The sequence below is a fragment of the Streptomyces sp. NPDC001903 genome (genome assembly GCF_042891345.1).
GTDB lineage: Bacteria > Actinomycetota > Actinomycetes > Streptomycetales > Streptomycetaceae > Streptomyces.
The window spans coordinates 1-18,532 of the sequence record NZ_JBIASZ010000022.1; the positions used below are offsets into that span (position 1 = coordinate 1).

Genomic DNA, 18,532 nt, shown 5'->3' on the forward strand with positions numbered 1-18,532 from the left:
AGCGCCCTTGACGGACCGACCCGACACGGAAGGACAGTGGACTGACGGGACGCCCCCGGACACCCTCCCGACCCCGAGTCGACAGACCCCGCCCCTCCCCCCGAAGCCCCCACCCAGCCCCCCGGCCCCCTCCGCCCCGCCCCCGCCGCCCCCGGCCCGCTCCTGGATCCGCCCCCGCCCCGCTACCGGATCCGCCCCCCGACCCGCCCCCCGACCCGCCCCCCCGACCCGCCCCCGCACCCCTCCCGAGGCTCCCCGAGGCGTCGCTTCCATTAAGGTGACCAGGTGAAGATCGCCCTCATGGACTCCGGGATCGGCCTCCTCGCAGCGGCTGCCGCGATGCGGCGGCTGCGGCCCGACGTCGATCTGGTCCTCTCCTCCGACCCCGTCGGCATGCCCTGGGGGCCCCGTACGCCCGCCGATCTGACCGGGCGCGCCCTCGGTGTGGCCCGGGCCGCCGCCGGGCACCGGCCGGACGCGTTGATCGTGGCCTGCAACACCGCCACCGTGCACGCCCTGCCCGCCCTCCGGGCCGAGCTCGAGCCCGGTATCCCGGTGATCGGGACCGTGCCGGCGATCAAGCCCGCCGCCGCCCCCGGCGGGCGCGTGGCCATCTGGGCCACTCCCGCCACCACCGGCAGTCCCTACCAGCGCGGGCTGATCCGAGACTTTGCCGCCGGGGCCCGCGTCACCGAGGTGCCCTGCCCGGGACTGGCCGACGCCGTCGAGACGGGGGACGACGCCGCCGTCGCGGCGGCCGTCGCCGCGGCCGCCGCGCTGACCCCGGCCGACGTCACCGACGTCGTCCTCGGCTGCACGCACTACGAGCTCGTCGAGGCGCCCATCCGGGCCGCGCTGGCCGAGCGCACCGGCGGCGCCGAGCTGCGCTACCACGGCTCCGCCGAGGCCGTCGCCGTACAGGCGCTGCGTCGCCTCGGCGCCCACCCCGAGCCCGGCCTGCCCCGTAGCGGAACCCTGACCGTCCTGCTCAGCGGGCATGAGGGCGCGCTCCCCGCCGCCGCGCTCGGGTACGCCGAGGGGCGGCTGCTCGCGGGCGAGGGCGCGGCCGTCGGGCGATGATCCCGCCGGCCTCCGGGACCTGGCCCTCGTCGCGGCCGGCACCGATCCGGCGCGGACCCGCTGCCACTGCGGGGACCACACCGTGGCGGCGGCCCGGGCCCGGGACGGCCGGACCGCACAAGGCCTGAACGTGTACCGCTTCACCGGGGTCCCCGCGTTCACCGGGGTCCCCGCGTTCGCCGGTGCCCCCGAGCCGAGGCTCGTCGTCCTCGGTGCGGCCGTCGCCCAGGGCGTCGGCGAGCTCGCCGCGCCCGTCGCGGATCTGCCTCCCGAGCGCTAAGTCCGCTCCGCCAGCGACTGGGCGAGCTCGCGCAGGCCGTCCGCGTCCAGCACCCGGTCCCCGAAGCCGGGCAGCGGCACGTGCAGCGGAGCCGTCCACTCCGGCGGGATCGCCGCCTGGCCGTAGTGGGCACCCGCCAGGGTGCCGGTGACCGCCGCCACCGTGTCGGTGTCCCCGCCCAGGTCCACGGCGGCCCGTACGGCCCCGGCGAACCCGGTGGTCGTCCGCAGCGCCCACACCGCCGAGCCCAGGCAGGGCCACACCGCCCCGTTGAACTCGGTGGCCAGCCCCGGATGCCAGTCGGGGGCGAGGACGACCCCGTACCGCTCGCGGTGGGCGGGGTGCACCTCGGCGAGCACCGCGGGGAGCGCGGCCAGGGGATCGCCCCCGTCGAGCATCACCCGTACGAGCTCGTGCAGTACGGCCGTACCCTCCCAGGCCGCCCGGTCGCCGTGCGTCAGGGCCGCGATCCGGCGGGCGGCGTCCATCGTCGCCTCCCGTCCGTCCGCGGCGAAGTAGACCGCCGAGGTGGAGGCGCGCATCAGGGAACCGTTGCCCGCGGCCCGGGCGTTGATCTGGAAGTGCAGGGCGGCGGCGAGGTCCCAGGCCTCACCGCTGGTCAGCACGTCCTCCGTCTGGAGCCCGATGTCCTTGGGCTCGGCTGCGGCCCAGCGCTGGAACCGTCCGAAGACGTCGGGGAGTTCGAGTCCGCCGTGCTCCAGGAGGGACTCGCCGAGCAGGACGGCCATCTGCGTGTCGTCGGTCGCCTCGCCCGGATCCCAGCCACCGCCCCCGCGCATCTCCTGACCGCGCGCGGTCAGTTCCCCTGCGGGCCCGAACTCGTAGGGCGCGCCGAGGGCGTCGCCGACGGCCGAGCCGAGGACGGCGCCCACGGCGCGGTCGAGTCGAGTGATCACGGTTCCTCCTGGGGCGGTTCGGGGCGTGCGCTGCCCAGTACACCGCGCCGCCGTCGTGTCCGTGCCTTCCGCGTCCGCGTCCGTGCCTTCCGCCTCCGCGCCTATGCCTCCCGCAGGCGGGTCCGAAGCGCCTCCGGCGGGACGTCCTCGATGTGGGTCAGGAAGATCCACAGGTGGCCGAACGGGTCGCGCAGGACGGCGGTGCGGTCGCCGTGGAACCGGTCCGCCGGGGGCTGGAGCAGTTCCGCGCCCTCCGCCACCGCCGTGCGGACGAGCGCGTCCACGTCCGGTACGTACACGTGCAGGGCCGTCGAGGTGCCGCCCGCCGCCGACGGGGGGACGAAGGGGCCTTCGGAGACGTCGCCGAGCATCAGCACCGCCCCCGCGACGCGGATCTCGGCGTGCAGCACGCCGCCGTCGGGGTGGGCGAGCCGGAACTCCTCGACGGCGCCGAACGCCCGGCCGTAGAAGGAGAGGGCCGCGGGCGCGTCGGAGACCATGACGTGCGGTACCACCGCCGTGCGGTAGCGCTCCGGGACGGTCTCGTGAGTGGTGCTTCGCGTGGTCATGCGGGCGACCGTAGGACCTCAAGTTTGCTTGAGGTCAAGCACGGGCAGACGACCTGCGACGCGCCGGCAGCCGGCGGGCAAGAGGCGGTGCCGCACATGCGGAACGTGAGTACGCTGCTACACATGACGGTTCACCCCCCGGGTCCGCTGTGGACGGGACGGGCCTCCAACCGCGCGCAATGGCTGCTCGCCGCGGCCGGTGCGGCCTGTCTCGCGCTCGGCGTCGAGCTCGCCGTCGACTCGAACTGGACCTCCGGAATCGTCCCACTGCTGATGTCCGTGATCGGCTGCCTCGCCGTCGGACTGCTGATCCTCTACGGCACGCTCGCCTTCGTGCACGTCGCCGTCACCGTCGACGCCGAGGCGATGGAGGTCCGCTGCGGCCACATCGGGCTGCCCCGCCGCAAGATCCGGCTCGCGGAGGTGGCCTCCGCGGAGTTCGTCCCCCGGATCACCCCCCAGCAGTGGGGCGGCTGGGGCTACCGCTGGCGGCCCGAAAGGGGAACCGCCGTCATCGTCCGCCGCGGCGAGGGCGTGGAGCTGCGGCTCGGCGACGGCAAGGTGTTCACCGTCACCGTGGACGACGCCGAGAACGCGGTCCGGGTCATCCGCACCCACCTGCGCGCCCTTGCCCGCTGAGGGTCCTCCCGCCGCCCCGGGCGGGCACGTACACTCCGGCAGATGAGCAGCAGCATCACCGCAGAGCACGGATCCGGCACCGCCGGCGAAGTGGAACCCGCCACCCGGGCCGTACCCGCCTGGAAGGGGTGGCCGCTGCGCGCCGCCCTCGCCGTCGGCTCCGGCGTGCTGCTCTACCTGAGCTTCCCGCCCCGCCCCCTGTGGTGGCTGGCCCCGTTCGCCCTCGCCCTGCTCGGCGCCTGCCTCCGCGGCCGCCGCGCCCGCGCCGGCTTCGGCCTCGGCTTCCTGCACGGCCTGGGCTTCCTGCTGCCGCTGCTCATCTGGACCAGCGAGGGCGTCGGCCCGGTCCCGTGGCTGGCCCTCGCCACCGTCGAAGCCCTCCTGATCGGTCTCACCGGCCTCGGGATCGCCCTCGTCAGCAGGCTCCCCGCCTGGCCCCTGTGGGGCGCGGCCGTGTGGATCGCCGGCGAGGCGCTGCGCGCCCGGGCCCCGTTCGGCGGTTTCCCCTGGGGCAAGCTCGCCTTCGGTCAGGCCGACGGCGTCTTCCTCCCGCTCGCCGCCCTCGGCGGCACCCCGCTGCTCTCCTTCGCCGTGGCCCTGTGCGGATTCGGGCTGTACGAGGCCCTGCGCGTCGGCGCCGACACGCGCCGGGCCACCGCCGCGCTGCTCGCGGCGACCGCCGTGGCCGCCCCGCTCGCCGGAGCCCTCGCCTCCCGTCCGCTGGTCTCGGACGCCGCCGAGGAGGGCACCGCGGTGGCGGCCGTCGTCCAGGGCAACGTCCCGCGCGCCGGGTTCGACTTCAACGCCCAGCGCCGCGCTGTCCTGGACAACCACGCCAACCGCACGCTCCAGCTCGCCGCGGACGTCAAGTCCGGCCGCGTCCCGAAGCCCGACTTCGTCGTCTGGCCGGAGAACTCCTCCGACATCGACCCGTACACCCAGCCCGACGCGTACGAGGTCATCGACAACGCGGTCAAGGCGATCGGCGTCCCGGTCGCCATCGGCTCGGTACTGGCCCCGGAGACCGGCCCGCTGCGCAACACGATGATCTTGTGGGATCCGGTCAAGGGGCCCGTCGACACGTACGACAAGCGCAAGATCCAGCCCTTCGGCGAGCGCATCCCGATGCGGTCGTTCGTCCGGCTCTTCAGCTCGGACGTGGACCGGGTGCAGCGCGACTTCGGACCCGGCAAGGAGCCGGGCGTCTTCGCCATGGAGGGCAGCCGGGTCGGCATGGTGACCTGCTTCGAGGCGGCCTTCGACGACGCCGTGCGCTCCACCGTCCAGGACGGCGCGCAGGTGATCGCCGTACCGAGCAACAACGCCACGTTCGGCCGCTCGCAGATGACGTACCAGCAGCTCGCGATGGACCGGGTCCGGGCGGTCGAGCACAGCCGGACCGTGCTCGTGCCCGTCACCAGCGGTGTCAGCGCCGTGATCCGCCCCGACGGGGAGATCGTCCGGGAGACGAAGATGTTCACGGCCGACGCGCTGGTCGCGAAGATCCCGCTGCGCTCCACCCAGACGCCGGCCACCCGCTTCGGTCCGCTGCCGGAGTACGCGCTGCTCCTGGTCGCCGCGGGCGGCCTCGGCTGGACCCTCGCCCGCCGGATCCGGTCCCGCCGGACGGCCGCCTGACCGGGGTTCCGGCGGGCCGCCTCGCCGCGGTCGCCGCCGGGGCCTCGTAGGCTCGGGGGATGACCACACCCGAGTTCATCCGCCAGATCCGTGCCTCCGCAGGGAACCAGCTGCTCCTGCTGCCCGGGGTGACCGCCATCGTCTTCGACGACGAGGGGCGGGTGCTGCTCGGCCGCCGCTCCGACACCGGCCGCTGGGCCGTGGTCGGCGGGATCGCGGAGCCGGGGGAGCAGCCCGCCGAGACGGCGGTGCGCGAGGTGTACGAGGAGACGGCGGTGCACTGCGTCCCGGAGCGGGTGGTGCTGGTCGAGATGCTCGAACCGATGACGTACCCGAACGGCGACGCCTGCCAGTTCCAGGACGTCACCTTCCGCTGCCGCGCCACCGGCGGCGAGGCCCGTGTCAACGACAGCGAGTCGCTGGAGGTGGCCTGGTTCGAGGTGGACGCCCTGCCCGAGCTGGAGCCCTTCGCGGTGGACCGCATCCGGCGCGCACAGCACGACGCCCCCACCTGGTTCGCGCCCGTGCCCGCCGGGCTCCGGGTGGAGCAGCGCCGGGCGCCCGAAGGCCACGCGGAGGGTCAGCCTGCGGACACGGCCGCCTCGCGGTAGAGCTCCAGGGCCTGGTCGTCCATGACCGCGCTGTACGAGACCTCCGGGACGGCGCCCCCGCCCTCGTAGCCGCCGAGGACGCCGGCCAGGGCGCCGTCCGCCAGCCAGGGGCTGCCGCTCGTGCCGCCGCTGAGGTCGGGGCAGTCGATCCGGCGCTGGGTCTCGGAGAACAGGCTCGTGGTGTTCGCGCAGCGCAGCGGGGCCTCTTCGCCGCTGGGATAGCCGAGGATGGTCACCGTCACGTCCTCCGGCTGCTCGGTGGCCACCGGGAAGGCGCCCACCGCGTCCTCGATGCGCGCCGTGCCGCCGTCCGCCGGGGCGACCGTCGCGAAGGCGACGTCCTCGTCCGGGTCCTTGCCGTCCGTCCAGCCGGGGGCGACGGACACGCCCGTCAGCTTCCACGTCCCGTACGGGGCCTTGCCGTCGCGGTAGCCCGGCGCGAACACGGTGGTGTCCGGGTTGTCCAGGCAGTGCGCGGCGGTCGCGATGACGTTGCGGTCGTCGCTGTGCACCACGGCCGCCGTGCAGAAGTGCCCGCCGTCGAGGGAGCCCGCGAACAGCGCACCGACCCGGTTCGACGTCGGGTCGGACCCGGCCTCGGCGGTGACCCCCAGCGGCGGCACGGCGGCCGCGTCGGGCAGGTCCACGCTGAGCAGCGCGGCCATCGCGGCCAGCGCCAGCAGGATCCGGGACGCCCGCCGGGTGCGGGCGCCGTGGGCCTGTCGAGGAAGCATGCGCGGGATCATGCCCTGAGCCTCCCCGCCGAAGCTATGCCCGGAGCCCGGTATTCCATATGAATGTCCTGTGAATCCGGCTCCGCAGGCGGCCGTCCGCCGCGCGGGCGAGACTGGCAGAGGCGGCAGGGGGGTCCAGGAGGTGTCCCGCCATGACCGCACAGCACCGCACGCCCGTGGTGTTCATCCACGGCCTCTGGCTGCATTCCACCAGCTGGGAGGGATGGGCCGACGCCTTCCGGGAAGCCGGGTACGAGCCCGTCCTGCCGGAGTGGCCCGGAGTCCCCGACACCGTCGCCGAGGCCCGCCGCCGCCCCGACGACCAGGCCGGGGTGGGACTCGTCGAGATCTCCGACGCACACGCCAAGGTGATCCGGGACCTGCCCGTGCGGCCCGTCCTCGTCGGGCACTCGGTCGGCGGGTTCATCGCCCAGCACCTCCTCGGCCAGGGCCTCGCCGAGGCCGCCGTCGCCATCTGCCCCGGACAGATCAAGGGCGTCAAGGCGATCGCCCCGGCCCAGGCCAGGTCGACGTTCGCCGTCCTGCACAACCCGGGCAACACCCGCCGGTCCGTCTCGCTCAACCGCGAGCAGTTCCGCTACGGCTTCGCCAACGCCGTCTCCGAGGAGGAGTCCGAGGAGCTCTACGACGAGTGGACCATCCCGAGCACCGCCCGGCCGCTGTTCCAGCTTGCCCTCGGCAACTTCACCCCGCACTCCCCGGCCGAGGTGGACACCGGGAACGAGACCCGCGGCCCGCTGCTCCTGCTGTCCGGCCGGCTCGACCACACCGTCCCGGACCTGCTGACCCGCTCGACCTACAAGCAGTACCGCCACTCGCACGCGACCACCGAATACCAGTGCTTCGAGGACCGCGGCCACTCCCTGATCGTCGACCACGGCTGGCCGGACCTGGCCCGCGCCTCGCTGTCCTGGTTGGACTCCCACACCGGGGCGGCCGCGGCCGCGTGACACCGCGGGCCGGGCCCGATCCGCAGGACACGCCCTAACGGCGCTCGTACACCGTCACCCGGCGGCCCCGGACCTGCCGGTCCTCCACCACCGTGAACCGCTCCTTCAGCACTGCCGCCTTCGCCGCGTCCCGGGCGGCCCCCGAGGGCTTCGCCACCTTGGCCGCGTCCGTCACCAGCAGCACCCGCGAGCGCCCGAGCAGCGCCTCCCGGATCCGCGCCGGGTCCGCCTCCTCGCCCTTGAGGGTGGCCGAAGCCACGGGGCTGCGCTCCAGGGCCACGTCCGCCAGCCCCGCGAACGCCTGCGGGGAGACCAGCGCGGTGTCCCGCCGGGCGGCCGGTACGAACAGCACCGCGTCCCCGGGCCGCCCCAGCCGGGCCACCTCCCCGGCCACCGCCAGTACGTCGTCGACCCGGCTGGCCGGAGCCCGTTTGCCCAGCTCCACGGGGAGCAGCGCCAGCACCGAGACCCCGATCGCGCCCGGCACGAGCAGGCCGGCTCGCCTCGGGGACAGGGGCCGGGCGGCCCGTACGGCCGCCCCCAGCCCCGCCCCGATCAGCAGGGCCAGACCGAGCATGCTGAACAGCACGTACCGGTCCAGGAACAGCGGCTGGACCAGGGAGATCCCGATCAGGCCGAGCTGCGGGACCGCCAGCAGCGGAAGCCCCACGGCCGTCGCCGACAGCCGGCCCGCGCGCGGCCGGTCCGCGAGGGCGCAGATGCCGCCGAGCGCCAGCAGGATCGCCGGGCCGATCATCATGTGCCAGGTCAGCGGCGGTATCCAGGACACCTGGTCGGACTGGCTCCGGCTGAACAGCACCAGCGGCAGCGCCCCCGCGACTGCGCAGGCCCCGTACGCAGCCCAGCGCAGCCACACCCGCCGCCCGGCCCGCGCCCACCACAGCGTCACCGCGTGGGCGGGCAGGACCAGCAGCGACAGCCAGTTCAGCAGCGCGCAGACCAGCACCGCGGCCGTGTACGCCGTCCAGCGCGGCCAGACCCGCCGCCTCGGCCCGGGCGCCTCGGACAGCAGCGAGACCAGCACCAGCGTGGAGAGTCCGGCACCGGCCGCGACCAGCGCGTACGGGCGGCCCTCCTGGAGGTGGAACTGCACGGCCGGCAGCAGCCCGAGCGCCAGTCCGCCGCCCAGCCCCGCCCAGAACCCGGCCAGCCGCCGCCCGATCACGGCCACGCAGGCCGCGGCGGCGGCCACCGCCAGGACCGACGGCAGTCGCAGGGTCGTCGTACTCGCCCCGAAGAGCTCGAAGAGCCCGTGCATCAGCAGGTAGTACAGCCCGTGCACGGCGTCGACATGGCCGAGCATGTCCAGGATCTCGCCGGCCGAGCGCCCGGCCACCTGCCAGGTCGCCGCCTCGTCCCGCCACACGCTGTCCTGCCGGGAGAGCCCCCACAGACCCAGTGCCAGGGTCCACAGGGAGGGGATGAGCCAGACGAGGGGCCCGCGACGGGCCGCGGGTATGTGGCAAAGCATGAAGGCGCTGGAATCCTCGGTCTGGCGTTCGGGTGGAAGACACCAGTCTATGGACGACACGGACGGTTTCCGGACCGGCTGTTGTGCACCGCGGAACGTGATCGCCGGGCCCGCCCGCCCCTAGCCTCACCGCAGGAGCACGAACGAGGGGCGGTACCCGGTGAACTGGCTCATCCACGACTACCGCGAGAGCGATCTCGCCGCGGTGGTCCACCTGATCGACACCACGGCCGAACTCGGCCAGGAGTCCGTCTTCTCGCTCGCCGAGTGCATCAGCGCCCTCACCGACCGGCAGCCCTGCGTGGTCGCCGTCCACCAAGGCGTCCCGATCGGCGCGGCCCTCGCCTGCGTCACCGGCGAGCGCGCCTGGGTGATGCGGATCGCGATCGCGGCGGGCTGGCGCGGCCGCGGCCTGGCCAGCGCCCTGCTCGTCGAACTGGAGCGGCGGCTGATCGCCGCCCGCGTGGGACGCATCGCGTACGTCCTGCCCGAGGAGGACCTGCTCGGCGAGGGCCTGCTCAACGCCGGGTACACGCGCCAGCCCGCCGTCGCCTACTTCGAGAAGACCGAACCGCTGCACGGACCGGCGGCCGGCCTCCTCGACGACCTCGGCGGCCGCTTCCTCCCGAACGACCTGTGGGCCAAGGTCGCCGGCATGGAGCACGAGAAGGACCTCATCGAGCGGCGCGTCGTGCTCCCGCTCGCCGAGCCCGAGCGGGCCGCCGCACACGGGGTGCGGCCGCCGCGCGCCATCACCCTCTTCGGCCCGCCCGGCACCGGCAAGACCACCTTCGCCCGGGCCATCGCCTCCCGGCTCGGCTGGCCCTTCGTGGAACTGCTGCCCTCCCGCCTCGCCGACGAGGGGAACCTGGCCGCCGCGCTGCGCGACGCGTTCGCCCGGATCGCCGAGCTGGAGCGGGTCCTCGTCTTCATCGACGAGGTCGAGGAGATCGCGCCCGTACGCACCGAGCCCGCGCAGCCCGGCGGGATCCACGGGGTGACCAACGAGCTGCTGAAGCTGATCCCCGGATTCCGGGAGGGCGACGAGCGGCTGCTGGTGTGCGCCACGAACTCCATCCGCTCGCTGGACCCGGCCTTCCTGCGGCCCGGGCGCTTCGACTACCTGATCCCGATCGGCACCCCGGACGCCGGGGCGCGCGCCGCGATCTGGTCCCGCTACACGGCGGGCCGCACCGATGTGGACGTGGCGGCGCTGGTGGAGGCGAGCGAGCTGTTCACCCCGGCCGACATCGAGCACGCGGCGCGGATCGCGGCGCAGGTGTCCTTCGAGCGGGACCTGGAGGCGGTGGGGGCGCGCGGAGCGGCGGCGGCCCAGCTCGGCGCCTCCACACGGGACTACCTGGCGGCGGTCGCGCAGTGCCGGCCGACGGTGACCCCCGCGATGACGGGTGAGTTCGAGGCGGACATCACCGCCCACGCCAGGTTCTGACCCCGAGGGGGAAGGAACGGCCTGCCACGGACAGGTCGGCAGGATGGCCCGCAGCCACTCCCCAAAGCGGCTGCGGGCCTCCCGCGCGGACTGGCATCCGTGCGGGACGGCCACGCTCCGGTTGGGGTGTTCGCCGGCTGGAACGTGACGCGCAGGGGTGCCGGAGGGCGTCCCTGAGCCCTCGTCAACGCCTACGAGTCAACCAGCGGGCGGGGCGCGGGCGCTTCGGCCGGACGGCCACCGCCGCGGCGGCCGCCTCGGCCGGAAGGACGACGCCGAGGGCCGCGCCGCGCCGGGCCCTCGGCCCCGCCGTCAGCCCGCGCAGCGGTAGGTGAACCGCGTCGCCGCGGTGCGCTGCCCGGGCGAGACCAGCTCGAGCCTCGCCTCGGCCCCGTAGGTGCCCCGGCCCTGGAAGGTCCACAGCAGGTGCAGCCGGGCCTCCGTGCGTCCGCGCGGCACGCGTTCGGTGAGCTGTTCCGACCGCGTGCCGTCGGAGCGGATCCACCGGTAGGTGAGGGTCCCCGGCCGCCCGTTGGTCCGTACGACGGCCACCACGTCGGCGGTCGAGTCGCAGCCGGGGCCCTGGGGGTCGGCGGTCGCGACCGCCACGTCCCGTACCTCGATGGCGGGTCCGTACCGCTGCCAGGCCAGGTACGCGAGCACCGCGAGCAGGACCACGGCGGCCAGGCTGTAGCGCCGCCACTCCCCGAGCCGACGGCGCGGCACCGGCTCCGCGACCACGACGGGGAACGGCGCCGGCATGGCGGCCGTCACCCCGGGCCCGAAGCGCAGCACCGAGCCCTCGACCCGGTCGGGCACGGCCTCCTGCGGCTGGACCCGGGTCTGCTGCGACGTCTGCTGCGGCCCGCTGAACCAGTGGCTGCCGAGAACGGTGGCGCTGTAGTCGTCGTCGCTGTCGCTGTCGCTCATGAGGTCGTGCACCGCCTGATGAAGACCTGGCTGGTCGAGGAACCGTTGCCGGCGGCGGGCTTCGTGGTGGCGCGCACGCCCCAGTAGCAGCCCGCGCCCGAGAAGGTGTGGGTCTTGACGAGCGGTGCGGCGGCGCCCGGCTGGTACGTGAGGGTGTCCGGGGCGCCGTCCGCCTTGCCCAACCGCCCCTCCACGTCACCCGTGAACCATTCGAGCACCACCGTCACCGGCGCGGTGCCCTTCGCCTCGACGCTCACGGTCGCCTGGCCGAGGGAGGTTCCCGTCTGGCGGATGGTGACGGACACCGCGCCGACGACCACCGTCGGCTTCGGCGAAGGCGGCGTGGTGGTGGGCGCAGCGGTGGTCGGCGCCGTGACCGTGGGCGTCACCACCGGCGAGTGGCTCGGGCTCGCACCGGTCGAAGGCGACGCGGACGCGGACGCGGAAGGGGAGAGGGAGGGGGAGGGGGAAGCGGACGGGGAGGGGCTCGCCGAGGCGCTCGGGCCCGGCGCGGGCGAGGGGCCCGTGGCGCCGGGGCTCGCACTCGACGTCGCGAACGCGTTCAGCGCGGCGGCCCCGCCGGCCTCCCCGCCGGCCGCGCTGTAGGTGAGCGCCGTCAGCACGCCGAGGACCAGCGCCGCGCCGCCCGCGATCAGCCCGCGCCGGCCCGGGGCCCAGCGCGAGGGCTGCGCGATCGTGGTCGTCGCCACCGCCGTGGTGCCCGCGGCCGGGGCGCCCGCGGAGGGGAACAGCAGCGGCAGCAGCGCGGCCAGCGCCGCCAGCTTGCGCTGCCCGCGCTCCTCCCAGTCGGGCCCGTACGCGGCGAGCGCCACGCCCTCCAGCTCGGAGACGAACTCCTCGGCGTTCTCCGGCCGCTCCTCCGGGGCCTTGGCCAGACCCCGGCGGATCAGCGGGCGGACCGGCTCGGGGGCCTCGGTCTCCGGGACGGGCGCCTCGATGTGCTGGACGGCGAGTTCCGCGAAGTTCTCCCCGGCGAACGGCTTGCGTCCGGTCAGGCACTCGAAGAAGGTCGCCGTCGCCGCGTACACGTCGGCGGCGGGCGAGGCGGGACGGCCCTGCCACTGCTCGGGGGCCATGTACGCGGGGGTGCCGGCCACCCCGGGGGTCGTACCGCGGCGGGCCGCGATGCCGAAGTCCACCAGCTTCGAGGAGCCGTCCGCGGAGACCAGCACGTTCTCGGGCTTGTAGTCGCGGTGGACCACGCCCGCCCGGTGCGCCGCGGCCAGGCCCAGCAGAGAGCCCTTCAGCACCACGAGCGCGGCCTCGGGATCGGCCTGCCCGGCCTGCTTGAGCAGGGCGCGCAGGGAGATCCCGTCGACCAGTTCCATCACGATGGCGGCGCCGGAGGGCGCTTCCACGTACTCGTACAACCGGACCACGTACGGGGTGTCCAGGCCGCCGAGCAGCCGGGCCTCGGCCCGGAACTCCCCGACGAACGCGGGGTCCTCGCGCAGCCGGTCGCTGAGGTACTTCACCGCGACCGCAGTGCCCGTGGCCTCGTGGACGGCGAGGACCACGCGGCCGCTGCCGCCCGAGCCGAGCTCCCGGACCTGCGCATAGCCGGGCACTGTCCACGCGTTCTTCATCGTCATGCCCCCGTCCCCGTCCCGTACCCGTGTCCTTGTCGGCCGCGTCACGGGCCCAGGGCCCCGGGCGGCCCGCTCGTGCCGAGCGGCCACACCCAGGGACACGGTTTCCGCCACGGCCGGTTCCCAACCGCGCGGAGCATTTCACACGGTGGTCAGGGCGGTTTTACGGGGGCTGTACACGGGTCTTCAGGGGGTCACGCCGCGGCCGCCGCCGCGCCGATCATGGTGTGCAGCCGGTCGGCCGCCGCCCTCCCGAATTCCGGGTCGTTGATGTGGGTGTCGTAGTCGTAGAGCCGGGCGGAACTGCCCCGCAGCCCCTCGCGCAGTGACGAGAACAGGGCCCGGTCCGCGTCCGGGTCGTGGTAGGTGCCGCCCGGGGCGCCGAGCGTGGACAGTCCGCGCAGCGGGACGCAGACGGCGGTGGGGCCGGTCGCGGCGCGGAGTTTGGCGGCGACCCGGCGGCCGAGCTCCGCGCATTCGGCGGGGGTCGTGCGGACCACCGTGATGGACGGGTTGTGTACGTGGACCCGGCGGTACCGGGCCCGTTCGGGCAGGGTCTCCAGCGGGCCGAACTTCACCATGTCCAGTGCTCCCAGGCTCACCACCTGCGGAATCCCGGCCCGCCCGGCGGCGCTGAGCCGGTCGGGGCCGGCGGTGAGGATGCCGCCGCACAGGTCGTCGGCGAGCTCGCTGAGCGTGAGGTCGAGGACGCCCGCGAAGATGCCCTGGCCGGCCAGGGTCTCCAGGGTGCGGCCGCCGGTGCCGCTGACGTGGAAGACCAGGACCTCGTAGCCGAGTCCGGTCAGCCGCTCGCGGGCGGCGTCCACGCCGATCGTGGTGACGCCCGCCATGCTCGCCGCGATCAGCGGGCGGGAGCCGGCGCCGAGGCGGGCCGGGCGGTGCAGCTCCAGGGAGGCCCGTTCGAAGGCCTTGGCCATCCCCGCGGCCGCCTCGACGGCGTTCGCCATGACCGGCGCGGAGATGCTGTTGATCCCCGCGATGTCCACCACGCTGTACATCATCGTGATGTCCGAGGATCCGACGTACGGGGCCACGTCCCCGGACGCCATGGAGGAGACCATCAGCTTCGGCACGCCGAGCGGCAGCGCGCGCATGGCCCGGGTGGCGATGGAGGTGCCGCCGCTGCCGCCTATGGCGAGCACCGCGTGCAGCCGGCCCTCGGCGTGCAGGCGTAACAGCGTCGCCTCGGCGCCTTTGGCCATCGCCGTCACGGCCGCGCCCCGGTCGGCGGCCGCGCGTAGTTCCGACAGTTCCGTTCCCGCCGCCCGGGCCACCGCTTCGCGCGGTACGTCCGCGGGCACCCGGGGATCGCCCATGATTCCTGTGTCGACCATGATCACTTCGACGCCGGTGCGCAGCAGCCTCTCGCGCAACCAGCCGTACTCGACACCCTTGGTGTCCAGGGTTCCCACCAGCACGACGTTCGTCATATGTGCAATGTCCATGCAGGTGGGGTTTGTTGGCAAGTCAAGGTCGGGTCAACCTCTCGGCAGCACCAACAGCCTCTCCAGGAAGGGGATTTGAGAGGGAATCAGTTTGGTTTTGGCCACCGGGGGAGTGAACCAGGCCACCCGGTCCAGTTCGGGGAACTCCTGTGTCCGGCCCGAGTGCGGAGGCCACTCCATCGTGAAGGTCCCGGGCACCATCAGCGCCGGATCCAGGTCCGCCCGTACCGCCCAGATCGTCACCAGCTTGCCGCCGGGGATCCGCAGCTCGCCCAGGGGGAGGTACGGGCCCTCCGGCGGCGGCAGGCCGATCTCCTCGGTGAACTCCCGGCGGGCCGCGTCGACCGGGGCCTCGTCCTCCTCGTACTCGCCCTTGGGGATGGCCCAGGACCCGTCGTCCTTGTGCTCCCAGAACGGCCCGCCCATGTGGCCGAGGAGGACCTCGATGCCCTCGTCCGGGGACCCGGCGGACCCGGCGGCCGTGCGGAACAGGAGCAGTCCTGCGCTGCGCTTCTGCGTCATGCGTCCATGTATGCCCCGCGCGCGGGCTCCTCAGTGGTCGTGCGGGCCCTGCCGGTGCACGGGGCCGTGCGCGTCCGCACAGTGCGGGTCGGCGGGGTCCTCGCCCGGGCGCCCGACCGTGAGCAGGGCCTCCTGCACGTGGTCCACCTGGAGGGTGGTGTGGGTGATCCCGTACTCCTTCTCCAGCAGCCGCTCCAGGTCGCGGCGTACGGCGTGGCAGTCGCCGGCCGGTTCGACCAGGACGTGTGCGGACAGCGCCGCCTGCCCGGAGGTGATGGTCCAGATGTGCAGGTCGTGCACCTCGGTGACGGGCGGGTGCCCGACGAGCCGGTCGCCGACCGCGTCCGGGTCCACGTGCGCCGGCGCTGCCTCCAGGAAGATCCGGCCGGACTCGCGGACGAGCCCGTAGCCCGCCCTGACCATCAGCACCACGACCACGAGCGTGGCGATCGCGTCGGCCTGGACGAATCCCGTGGTGAGCACGATCAGACCCGCGACGGCGGTGCCGATGAAGGCGAACAGGTCGTTCAGGATGTGCTGGTAGGCGCCTTCGACGGCGAGCGAGGAGCGGTTCGCCTTGGAGATGCACCACGCGGCGGCCACGTTCACGACGATGCCCGCGAGGGCCGTCACGAGCACCAGCCCGCCCGCCACGGGCGGCGGGTCGAGCAGCCGCCGGACCGCCTCGTACGCGAGCCAGACCGCGAGCAGCAGCAGCGTGAGCCCGTTGGCCTGCGCGGAGAGTATCTCCGCGCGCTTGAGGCCGTAGGTGAATCCGCCGCGCGCCGGCCGGGCCGCGAGCCGCATCGCGATCAGTGCGAGGACGATCGAGACGGCGTCGGTGAGCATGTGGGCGGCGTCGGAGATCAGGGCCAGCGACTGGGCCACGATGCCGACGACGACCTCGATGGCCATGAAGGTGCCGATGAGGCCGAGCGCGATGGCCAGCCAGCGGCGGTCGGCGTCCGCGGAGACGCCGTGGCTGTGCCCGCCGTGCCCGCCGTGATCGTGGCCGGCGTGGCCGGCGTGGCCGTGCGGCGCGTGATCGTCGTGCGCGTGGTCGTGCCCACTCATGGCGTCCCCCGTGTGTTCGGTTCCGACGCGTGAAGTGAAGCGCACCGTGACGCAATGGGCAAAGGCTGCAACGGGGACCGTTGTCATTACCCATAAGAGGCCGCTGACCTGCGACGATGTAGATCCCTGCCGAGCCGGGCGGATCGTGGGAAAATCTGCACATGGCCCAGCGCCCCGGCGTGCCGACCGCGCCCGAGCTCGTCCTGGAAACCGACGCCGGCACCACCGCGATGGTCCCGGGCCGGACGTACCACGTCGGCCGCGACCCCCTCTGCGAGATCTGCCTCGACGACGCCCGCGTCTCCTGGCACCACGCGATCCTGCGCCCCGACGGCGACCACTGGACCGTGGAGGACGAGGACAGCACCAACGGCACCTGGGCCGACGGCCACCGCATCCACGCGTGGAGCGTCGGCGCCGGCAGCGAACTCCGCTTCGGCGCCGCCACCGACGGCCCGCGCGCCCTGCTGCTCGGCCCGGCCCCACCGGCCCCGGCCCCCGCCGCCCCGGCCGCCGGGAGCCTCGGCGCCCAGCCGTCATCGGTGTCGCAGCCGGCCCTGACCGGCACCTTCCGCCGGCCCACCACCGTGCGCCCGCTGCCCGCCCGTACCGCCGTGACCATCGGCCGCGCCCCCGCCAACGACCTCGTCATCGACGACCTCGTCGTCTCCCGCCGCCACGCCGAACTGCGCGCCCTCGCCGACGGCACGTACGAGATCGCCGACCTCGGCAGCCACAACGGCACCTTCCTCAACGGCACCCGCACCGACCGCGCCCCCGTCACCGAGGGCGACATCATCGGCATCGGCCACACCGCCCTGTGCCTCGTCGGCGACCAGCTCCAGGAGTACGTCGACACCGGCGAGGTCTCCCTCGACGTCCAGGACCTCGCCGTCGCCGTCGACCACGGCCGCAAGACCCTGCTCGACGGCGTCTCCTTCCCCGTCGGCGCCAAATGCCTGCTCGCCGTCGTCGGCCCCAGCGGAGCCGGCAAGTCCACGCTCCTCGGCGCCCTCACCGGGCTGCGCCCCGCCGACCACGGCACCGTCCTCTACGACGGCCGCGACCTGTACCGCGACTACGCCGAACTGCGCAGCCGCATCGGCCTCGTCCCCCAGGACGACATCCTGCACGCCCAGCTCACCGTCCGCCGCGCCCTCGCCTACGCCGCCGAACTGCGCTTCCCGCAGGACACCGCCCGCGCCGAACGCCAGGCCCGCGTCGACGAGGTGATCGGCGAACTCGGCCTCGGGCAGCGCGCCGACCAGCCCATCCACAGCCTCTCCGGCGGCCAGCGCAAACGCGTCTCCGTCGCCCTCGAACTGCTGACCAAGCCCTCCCTGCTCTTCCTGGACGAACCCACCTCCGGGCTCGACCCCGGCATGGACCGCTCGGTCATGCACATGCTGCGAGGCCTCGCCGACGACGGCCGCACCGTCATCGTCGTCACCCACAGCGTGCTCAGCCTCGACGTCTGCGACCGGCTGCTGGTCCTCGCCCCGGGCGGGCGCATCGCCTACTTCGGGCCGCCCGAGGAGACCCTCGGCTTCTTCGGCTACGAGCAGTGGCCCGAGGCCTTCGAAGCCTTCGAGAACGAGCGGGACCGGGACTGGGCGGGGGAGTACCGCGCCTCCCCGCAGTACGGCAGGTACGTACGGAACGCCGCGCGGCAGCCGCTGCCCGCGGAGGACCGGTCCGCGGCGGCCGCCTTCGCCGCCCCGCCGCCCAAGGCCCAGAGCTGGGGCTCCCAGCTGTCCACCCTGATGCGCCGCTACGCCGCCGCGCTCAGTGCGGACCGCACGTTCCTCGCCATCATGATCGCGCTGCCGTTCGTCATGGGCGCCATGGCCCGGGCCCTCGCCGGCAGCACCCTCACGGCGGAGACCGCGATCAACGCACTGCTCATCCTGTGCGTCGGCGGCGTGCTGACCGGCGCCGCCAACGCCGTGCGCGAGCTGGTCAAGGAACGCGTCATCTACCAGCGCGAACGCGCCGTCGGCCTGTCGAGATCCGCCTACCTGATGTCCAAGGTGCTGGTGCTGGGCGCCATCACCGTCGCCCAGGCCGTGGTGCTGACCCTGGTCGGCCTGTACGGGGTGGACACCAACGCCCCCGGCGGCCAGGGCGTCCTCATGCCGCCCCTGGTCGAGATCACCCTCGCCGTCGCCCTGCTGTCCTTCACCGCGATGATGCTCGGGCTGCTGGTCTCCGCCCTGGTCCGCAAGGAGGAGGTCACCATGCCGCTGCTGGTCCTCCTCGCCATCGTCCAGGTCGTCTTCTGCGGGGCGCTGCTCCAGCTGGACGGCGTACCCGTGATCGGACAGCTGGCCTGGCTGGTGCCGTCCCGCTGGGCGCTCGGCGCCATGGCCGCGACCATCGACCTCGGCGCGATCGTGCCCGGGAAGATCACGGACGACCCGCTCTTCGCGCACAGCGCCGGGGTGTGGCTGCTGGACATGGGGATGCTCGTCGCCCTGTCCGTCCTGTTCGGGGTGCTGGTCCTGCGGCTGCTGCGCCGCCACGAGCCCGCGATCATGCGGAAGTAGCCG

The 18,532-nt window shown here is 74.2% G+C and carries 17 protein-coding genes; 8 read left to right on the forward strand and 9 right to left on the reverse strand.

The features are described 5' to 3' along the window. Window positions 1-285: 285 nt before the first annotated feature. Together ACFYZS_RS34430 and ACFYZS_RS34435 are read left to right on the forward strand one after the other, a co-directional pair. Entirely contained in the window at window positions 286-1,080 is a 795-nt protein-coding gene (locus tag ACFYZS_RS34430; protein ID WP_389021522.1) for a glutamate racemase, read from the forward strand. Between the two features lie 82 nt (window positions 1,081-1,162). Beyond that, on the forward strand, window positions 1,163-1,360 hold the full coding sequence (locus tag ACFYZS_RS34435; protein WP_389021524.1) for a hypothetical protein: 198 nt from the start codon (window positions 1,163-1,165) through the stop codon (window positions 1,358-1,360). On the opposite strand, the gene ACFYZS_RS34440 is transcribed toward ACFYZS_RS34435, so the two are convergent. Together ACFYZS_RS34440 and ACFYZS_RS34445 are read right to left on the reverse strand one after the other, a co-directional pair. Continuing rightward, complete coding sequence (locus tag ACFYZS_RS34440; protein WP_389021848.1) at window positions 1,357-2,274, reverse strand: ADP-ribosylglycohydrolase family protein; 918 nt, start codon at window positions 2,272-2,274, stop codon at window positions 1,357-1,359. The two genes, ACFYZS_RS34435 and ACFYZS_RS34440, sit on opposite strands and share 4 nt — an antisense overlap. A gap of 104 nt (window positions 2,275-2,378) precedes the next feature. Continuing rightward, the gene (locus ACFYZS_RS34445; protein ID WP_389021526.1) at window positions 2,379-2,846 is read right to left on the reverse strand and encodes a VOC family protein; all 468 of its coding nucleotides are present in this window, start codon (window positions 2,844-2,846) and stop codon (window positions 2,379-2,381) included. Window positions 2,847-2,969: 123 nt separating this feature from the next. Here ACFYZS_RS34445 and ACFYZS_RS34450 point away from each other — a divergent pair, with 123 nt between their 5' ends. From ACFYZS_RS34450 to ACFYZS_RS34460, 3 genes are read left to right on the forward strand one after another with little or no spacing between them, the layout of a single operon-like run. Next, the gene (locus ACFYZS_RS34450; RefSeq protein ID WP_389021529.1) at window positions 2,970-3,485 is read left to right on the forward strand and encodes a hypothetical protein; all 516 of its coding nucleotides are present in this window, start codon (window positions 2,970-2,972) and stop codon (window positions 3,483-3,485) included. 42 nt (window positions 3,486-3,527) lie between these two features. After that, window positions 3,528-5,123: an apolipoprotein N-acyltransferase gene (lnt, locus tag ACFYZS_RS34455; RefSeq protein WP_389021531.1), complete on the forward strand. Its 1,596-nt coding sequence runs from the start codon at window positions 3,528-3,530 to the stop codon at window positions 5,121-5,123. Between the two features lie 59 nt (window positions 5,124-5,182). Beyond that, window positions 5,183-5,734, forward strand: a complete 552-nt coding sequence (locus ACFYZS_RS34460) for an NUDIX domain-containing protein (protein ID WP_389021534.1) — start codon at window positions 5,183-5,185, stop codon at window positions 5,732-5,734. Here the strand turns inward: ACFYZS_RS34460 and ACFYZS_RS34465 are convergent. After that, on the reverse strand, window positions 5,704-6,468 hold the full coding sequence (locus tag ACFYZS_RS34465) for a trypsin-like serine peptidase (RefSeq protein WP_389021537.1): 765 nt from the start codon (window positions 6,466-6,468) through the stop codon (window positions 5,704-5,706). The genes ACFYZS_RS34460 and ACFYZS_RS34465 overlap by 31 nt on opposite strands. Before the next feature lie 152 nt (window positions 6,469-6,620). On the opposite strand from ACFYZS_RS34465, the gene ACFYZS_RS34470 reads away from it, so the two are divergent. Further along, window positions 6,621-7,439, forward strand: coding sequence for an alpha/beta hydrolase (locus tag ACFYZS_RS34470; RefSeq protein WP_389021540.1), 819 nt, complete (start codon window positions 6,621-6,623; stop codon window positions 7,437-7,439). Window positions 7,440-7,473: 34 nt separating this feature from the next. Here the strand turns inward: ACFYZS_RS34470 and ACFYZS_RS34475 are convergent, their stop codons facing one another. Continuing rightward, a complete protein-coding gene (locus ACFYZS_RS34475) occupies window positions 7,474-8,931 on the reverse strand; it encodes a hypothetical protein (RefSeq protein WP_389021543.1) in 1,458 nt (485 codons plus the stop codon). Between the two features lie 160 nt (window positions 8,932-9,091). Here ACFYZS_RS34475 and ACFYZS_RS34480 point away from each other — a divergent pair, with 160 nt between their 5' ends. Continuing rightward, entirely contained in the window at window positions 9,092-10,381 is a 1,290-nt protein-coding gene (locus ACFYZS_RS34480; RefSeq protein ID WP_389021546.1) for an ATP-binding protein, read from the forward strand. Window positions 10,382-10,693: 312 nt separating this feature from the next. Here ACFYZS_RS34480 and ACFYZS_RS34485 read toward each other — a convergent pair whose 3' ends face one another. The 5 genes from ACFYZS_RS34485 to ACFYZS_RS34505 form a co-directional block, all read right to left on the reverse strand. After that, a complete protein-coding gene (locus tag ACFYZS_RS34485; RefSeq protein ID WP_389021549.1) occupies window positions 10,694-11,311 on the reverse strand; it encodes a hypothetical protein in 618 nt (205 codons plus the stop codon). Continuing rightward, window positions 11,308-12,924 (reverse strand): serine/threonine-protein kinase, encoded by a 1,617-nt coding sequence (locus ACFYZS_RS34490; RefSeq protein ID WP_389021552.1) that lies wholly within the window; start codon window positions 12,922-12,924, stop codon window positions 11,308-11,310. The genes ACFYZS_RS34485 and ACFYZS_RS34490 overlap by 4 nt, the downstream gene beginning before the upstream one ends. 191 nt (window positions 12,925-13,115) lie before the next feature. Continuing rightward, complete coding sequence (locus tag ACFYZS_RS34495) at window positions 13,116-14,372, reverse strand: Tm-1-like ATP-binding domain-containing protein (RefSeq protein ID WP_389021555.1); 1,257 nt, start codon at window positions 14,370-14,372, stop codon at window positions 13,116-13,118. A 48-nt stretch (window positions 14,373-14,420) separates the two neighbouring features. After that, entirely contained in the window at window positions 14,421-14,909 is a 489-nt protein-coding gene (locus ACFYZS_RS34500; RefSeq protein WP_389021558.1) for an NUDIX domain-containing protein, read from the reverse strand. Between the two features lie 30 nt (window positions 14,910-14,939). Beyond that, window positions 14,940-15,983, reverse strand: a complete 1,044-nt coding sequence (locus ACFYZS_RS34505) for a cation diffusion facilitator family transporter (RefSeq protein WP_389021561.1) — start codon at window positions 15,981-15,983, stop codon at window positions 14,940-14,942. 161 nt (window positions 15,984-16,144) lie between these two features. Between ACFYZS_RS34505 and ACFYZS_RS34510 the strand changes: the two genes are divergently transcribed. After that, on the forward strand, window positions 16,145-18,529 hold the full coding sequence (locus tag ACFYZS_RS34510; protein ID WP_389021564.1) for an FHA domain-containing protein: 2,385 nt from the start codon (window positions 16,145-16,147) through the stop codon (window positions 18,527-18,529). Window positions 18,530-18,532 lie beyond the last annotated feature (3 nt).

Coding starts and splice junctions, on each gene's coding strand:
- ACFYZS_RS34445 (WP_389021526.1), bottom strand. CDS start 2,846: ATGACCACGCGAAGCACCACTCACGAGACCGTCCCGGAGCGCTACCGC.
- ACFYZS_RS34450 (WP_389021529.1), top strand. CDS start 2,970: ATGACGGTTCACCCCCCGGGTCCGCTGTGGACGGGACGGGCCTCCAAC.
- lnt (WP_389021531.1), top strand. CDS start 3,528: ATGAGCAGCAGCATCACCGCAGAGCACGGATCCGGCACCGCCGGCGAA.
- ACFYZS_RS34460 (WP_389021534.1), top strand. CDS start 5,183: ATGACCACACCCGAGTTCATCCGCCAGATCCGTGCCTCCGCAGGGAAC.
- ACFYZS_RS34465 (WP_389021537.1), bottom strand. CDS start 6,468: ATGCTTCCTCGACAGGCCCACGGCGCCCGCACCCGGCGGGCGTCCCGG.
- ACFYZS_RS34470 (WP_389021540.1), top strand. CDS start 6,621: ATGACCGCACAGCACCGCACGCCCGTGGTGTTCATCCACGGCCTCTGG.
- ACFYZS_RS34475 (WP_389021543.1), bottom strand. CDS start 8,931: ATGCTTTGCCACATACCCGCGGCCCGTCGCGGGCCCCTCGTCTGGCTC.
- ACFYZS_RS34485 (WP_389021549.1), bottom strand. CDS start 11,311: ATGAGCGACAGCGACAGCGACGACGACTACAGCGCCACCGTTCTCGGC.
- ACFYZS_RS34490 (WP_389021552.1), bottom strand. CDS start 12,924: ATGACGATGAAGAACGCGTGGACAGTGCCCGGCTATGCGCAGGTCCGG.
- ACFYZS_RS34495 (WP_389021555.1), bottom strand. CDS start 14,372: ATGACGAACGTCGTGCTGGTGGGAACCCTGGACACCAAGGGTGTCGAG.
- ACFYZS_RS34500 (WP_389021558.1), bottom strand. CDS start 14,909: ATGACGCAGAAGCGCAGCGCAGGACTGCTCCTGTTCCGCACGGCCGCC.
- ACFYZS_RS34505 (WP_389021561.1), bottom strand. CDS start 15,983: ATGAGTGGGCACGACCACGCGCACGACGATCACGCGCCGCACGGCCAC.
- ACFYZS_RS34510 (WP_389021564.1), top strand. CDS start 16,145: ATGGCCCAGCGCCCCGGCGTGCCGACCGCGCCCGAGCTCGTCCTGGAA.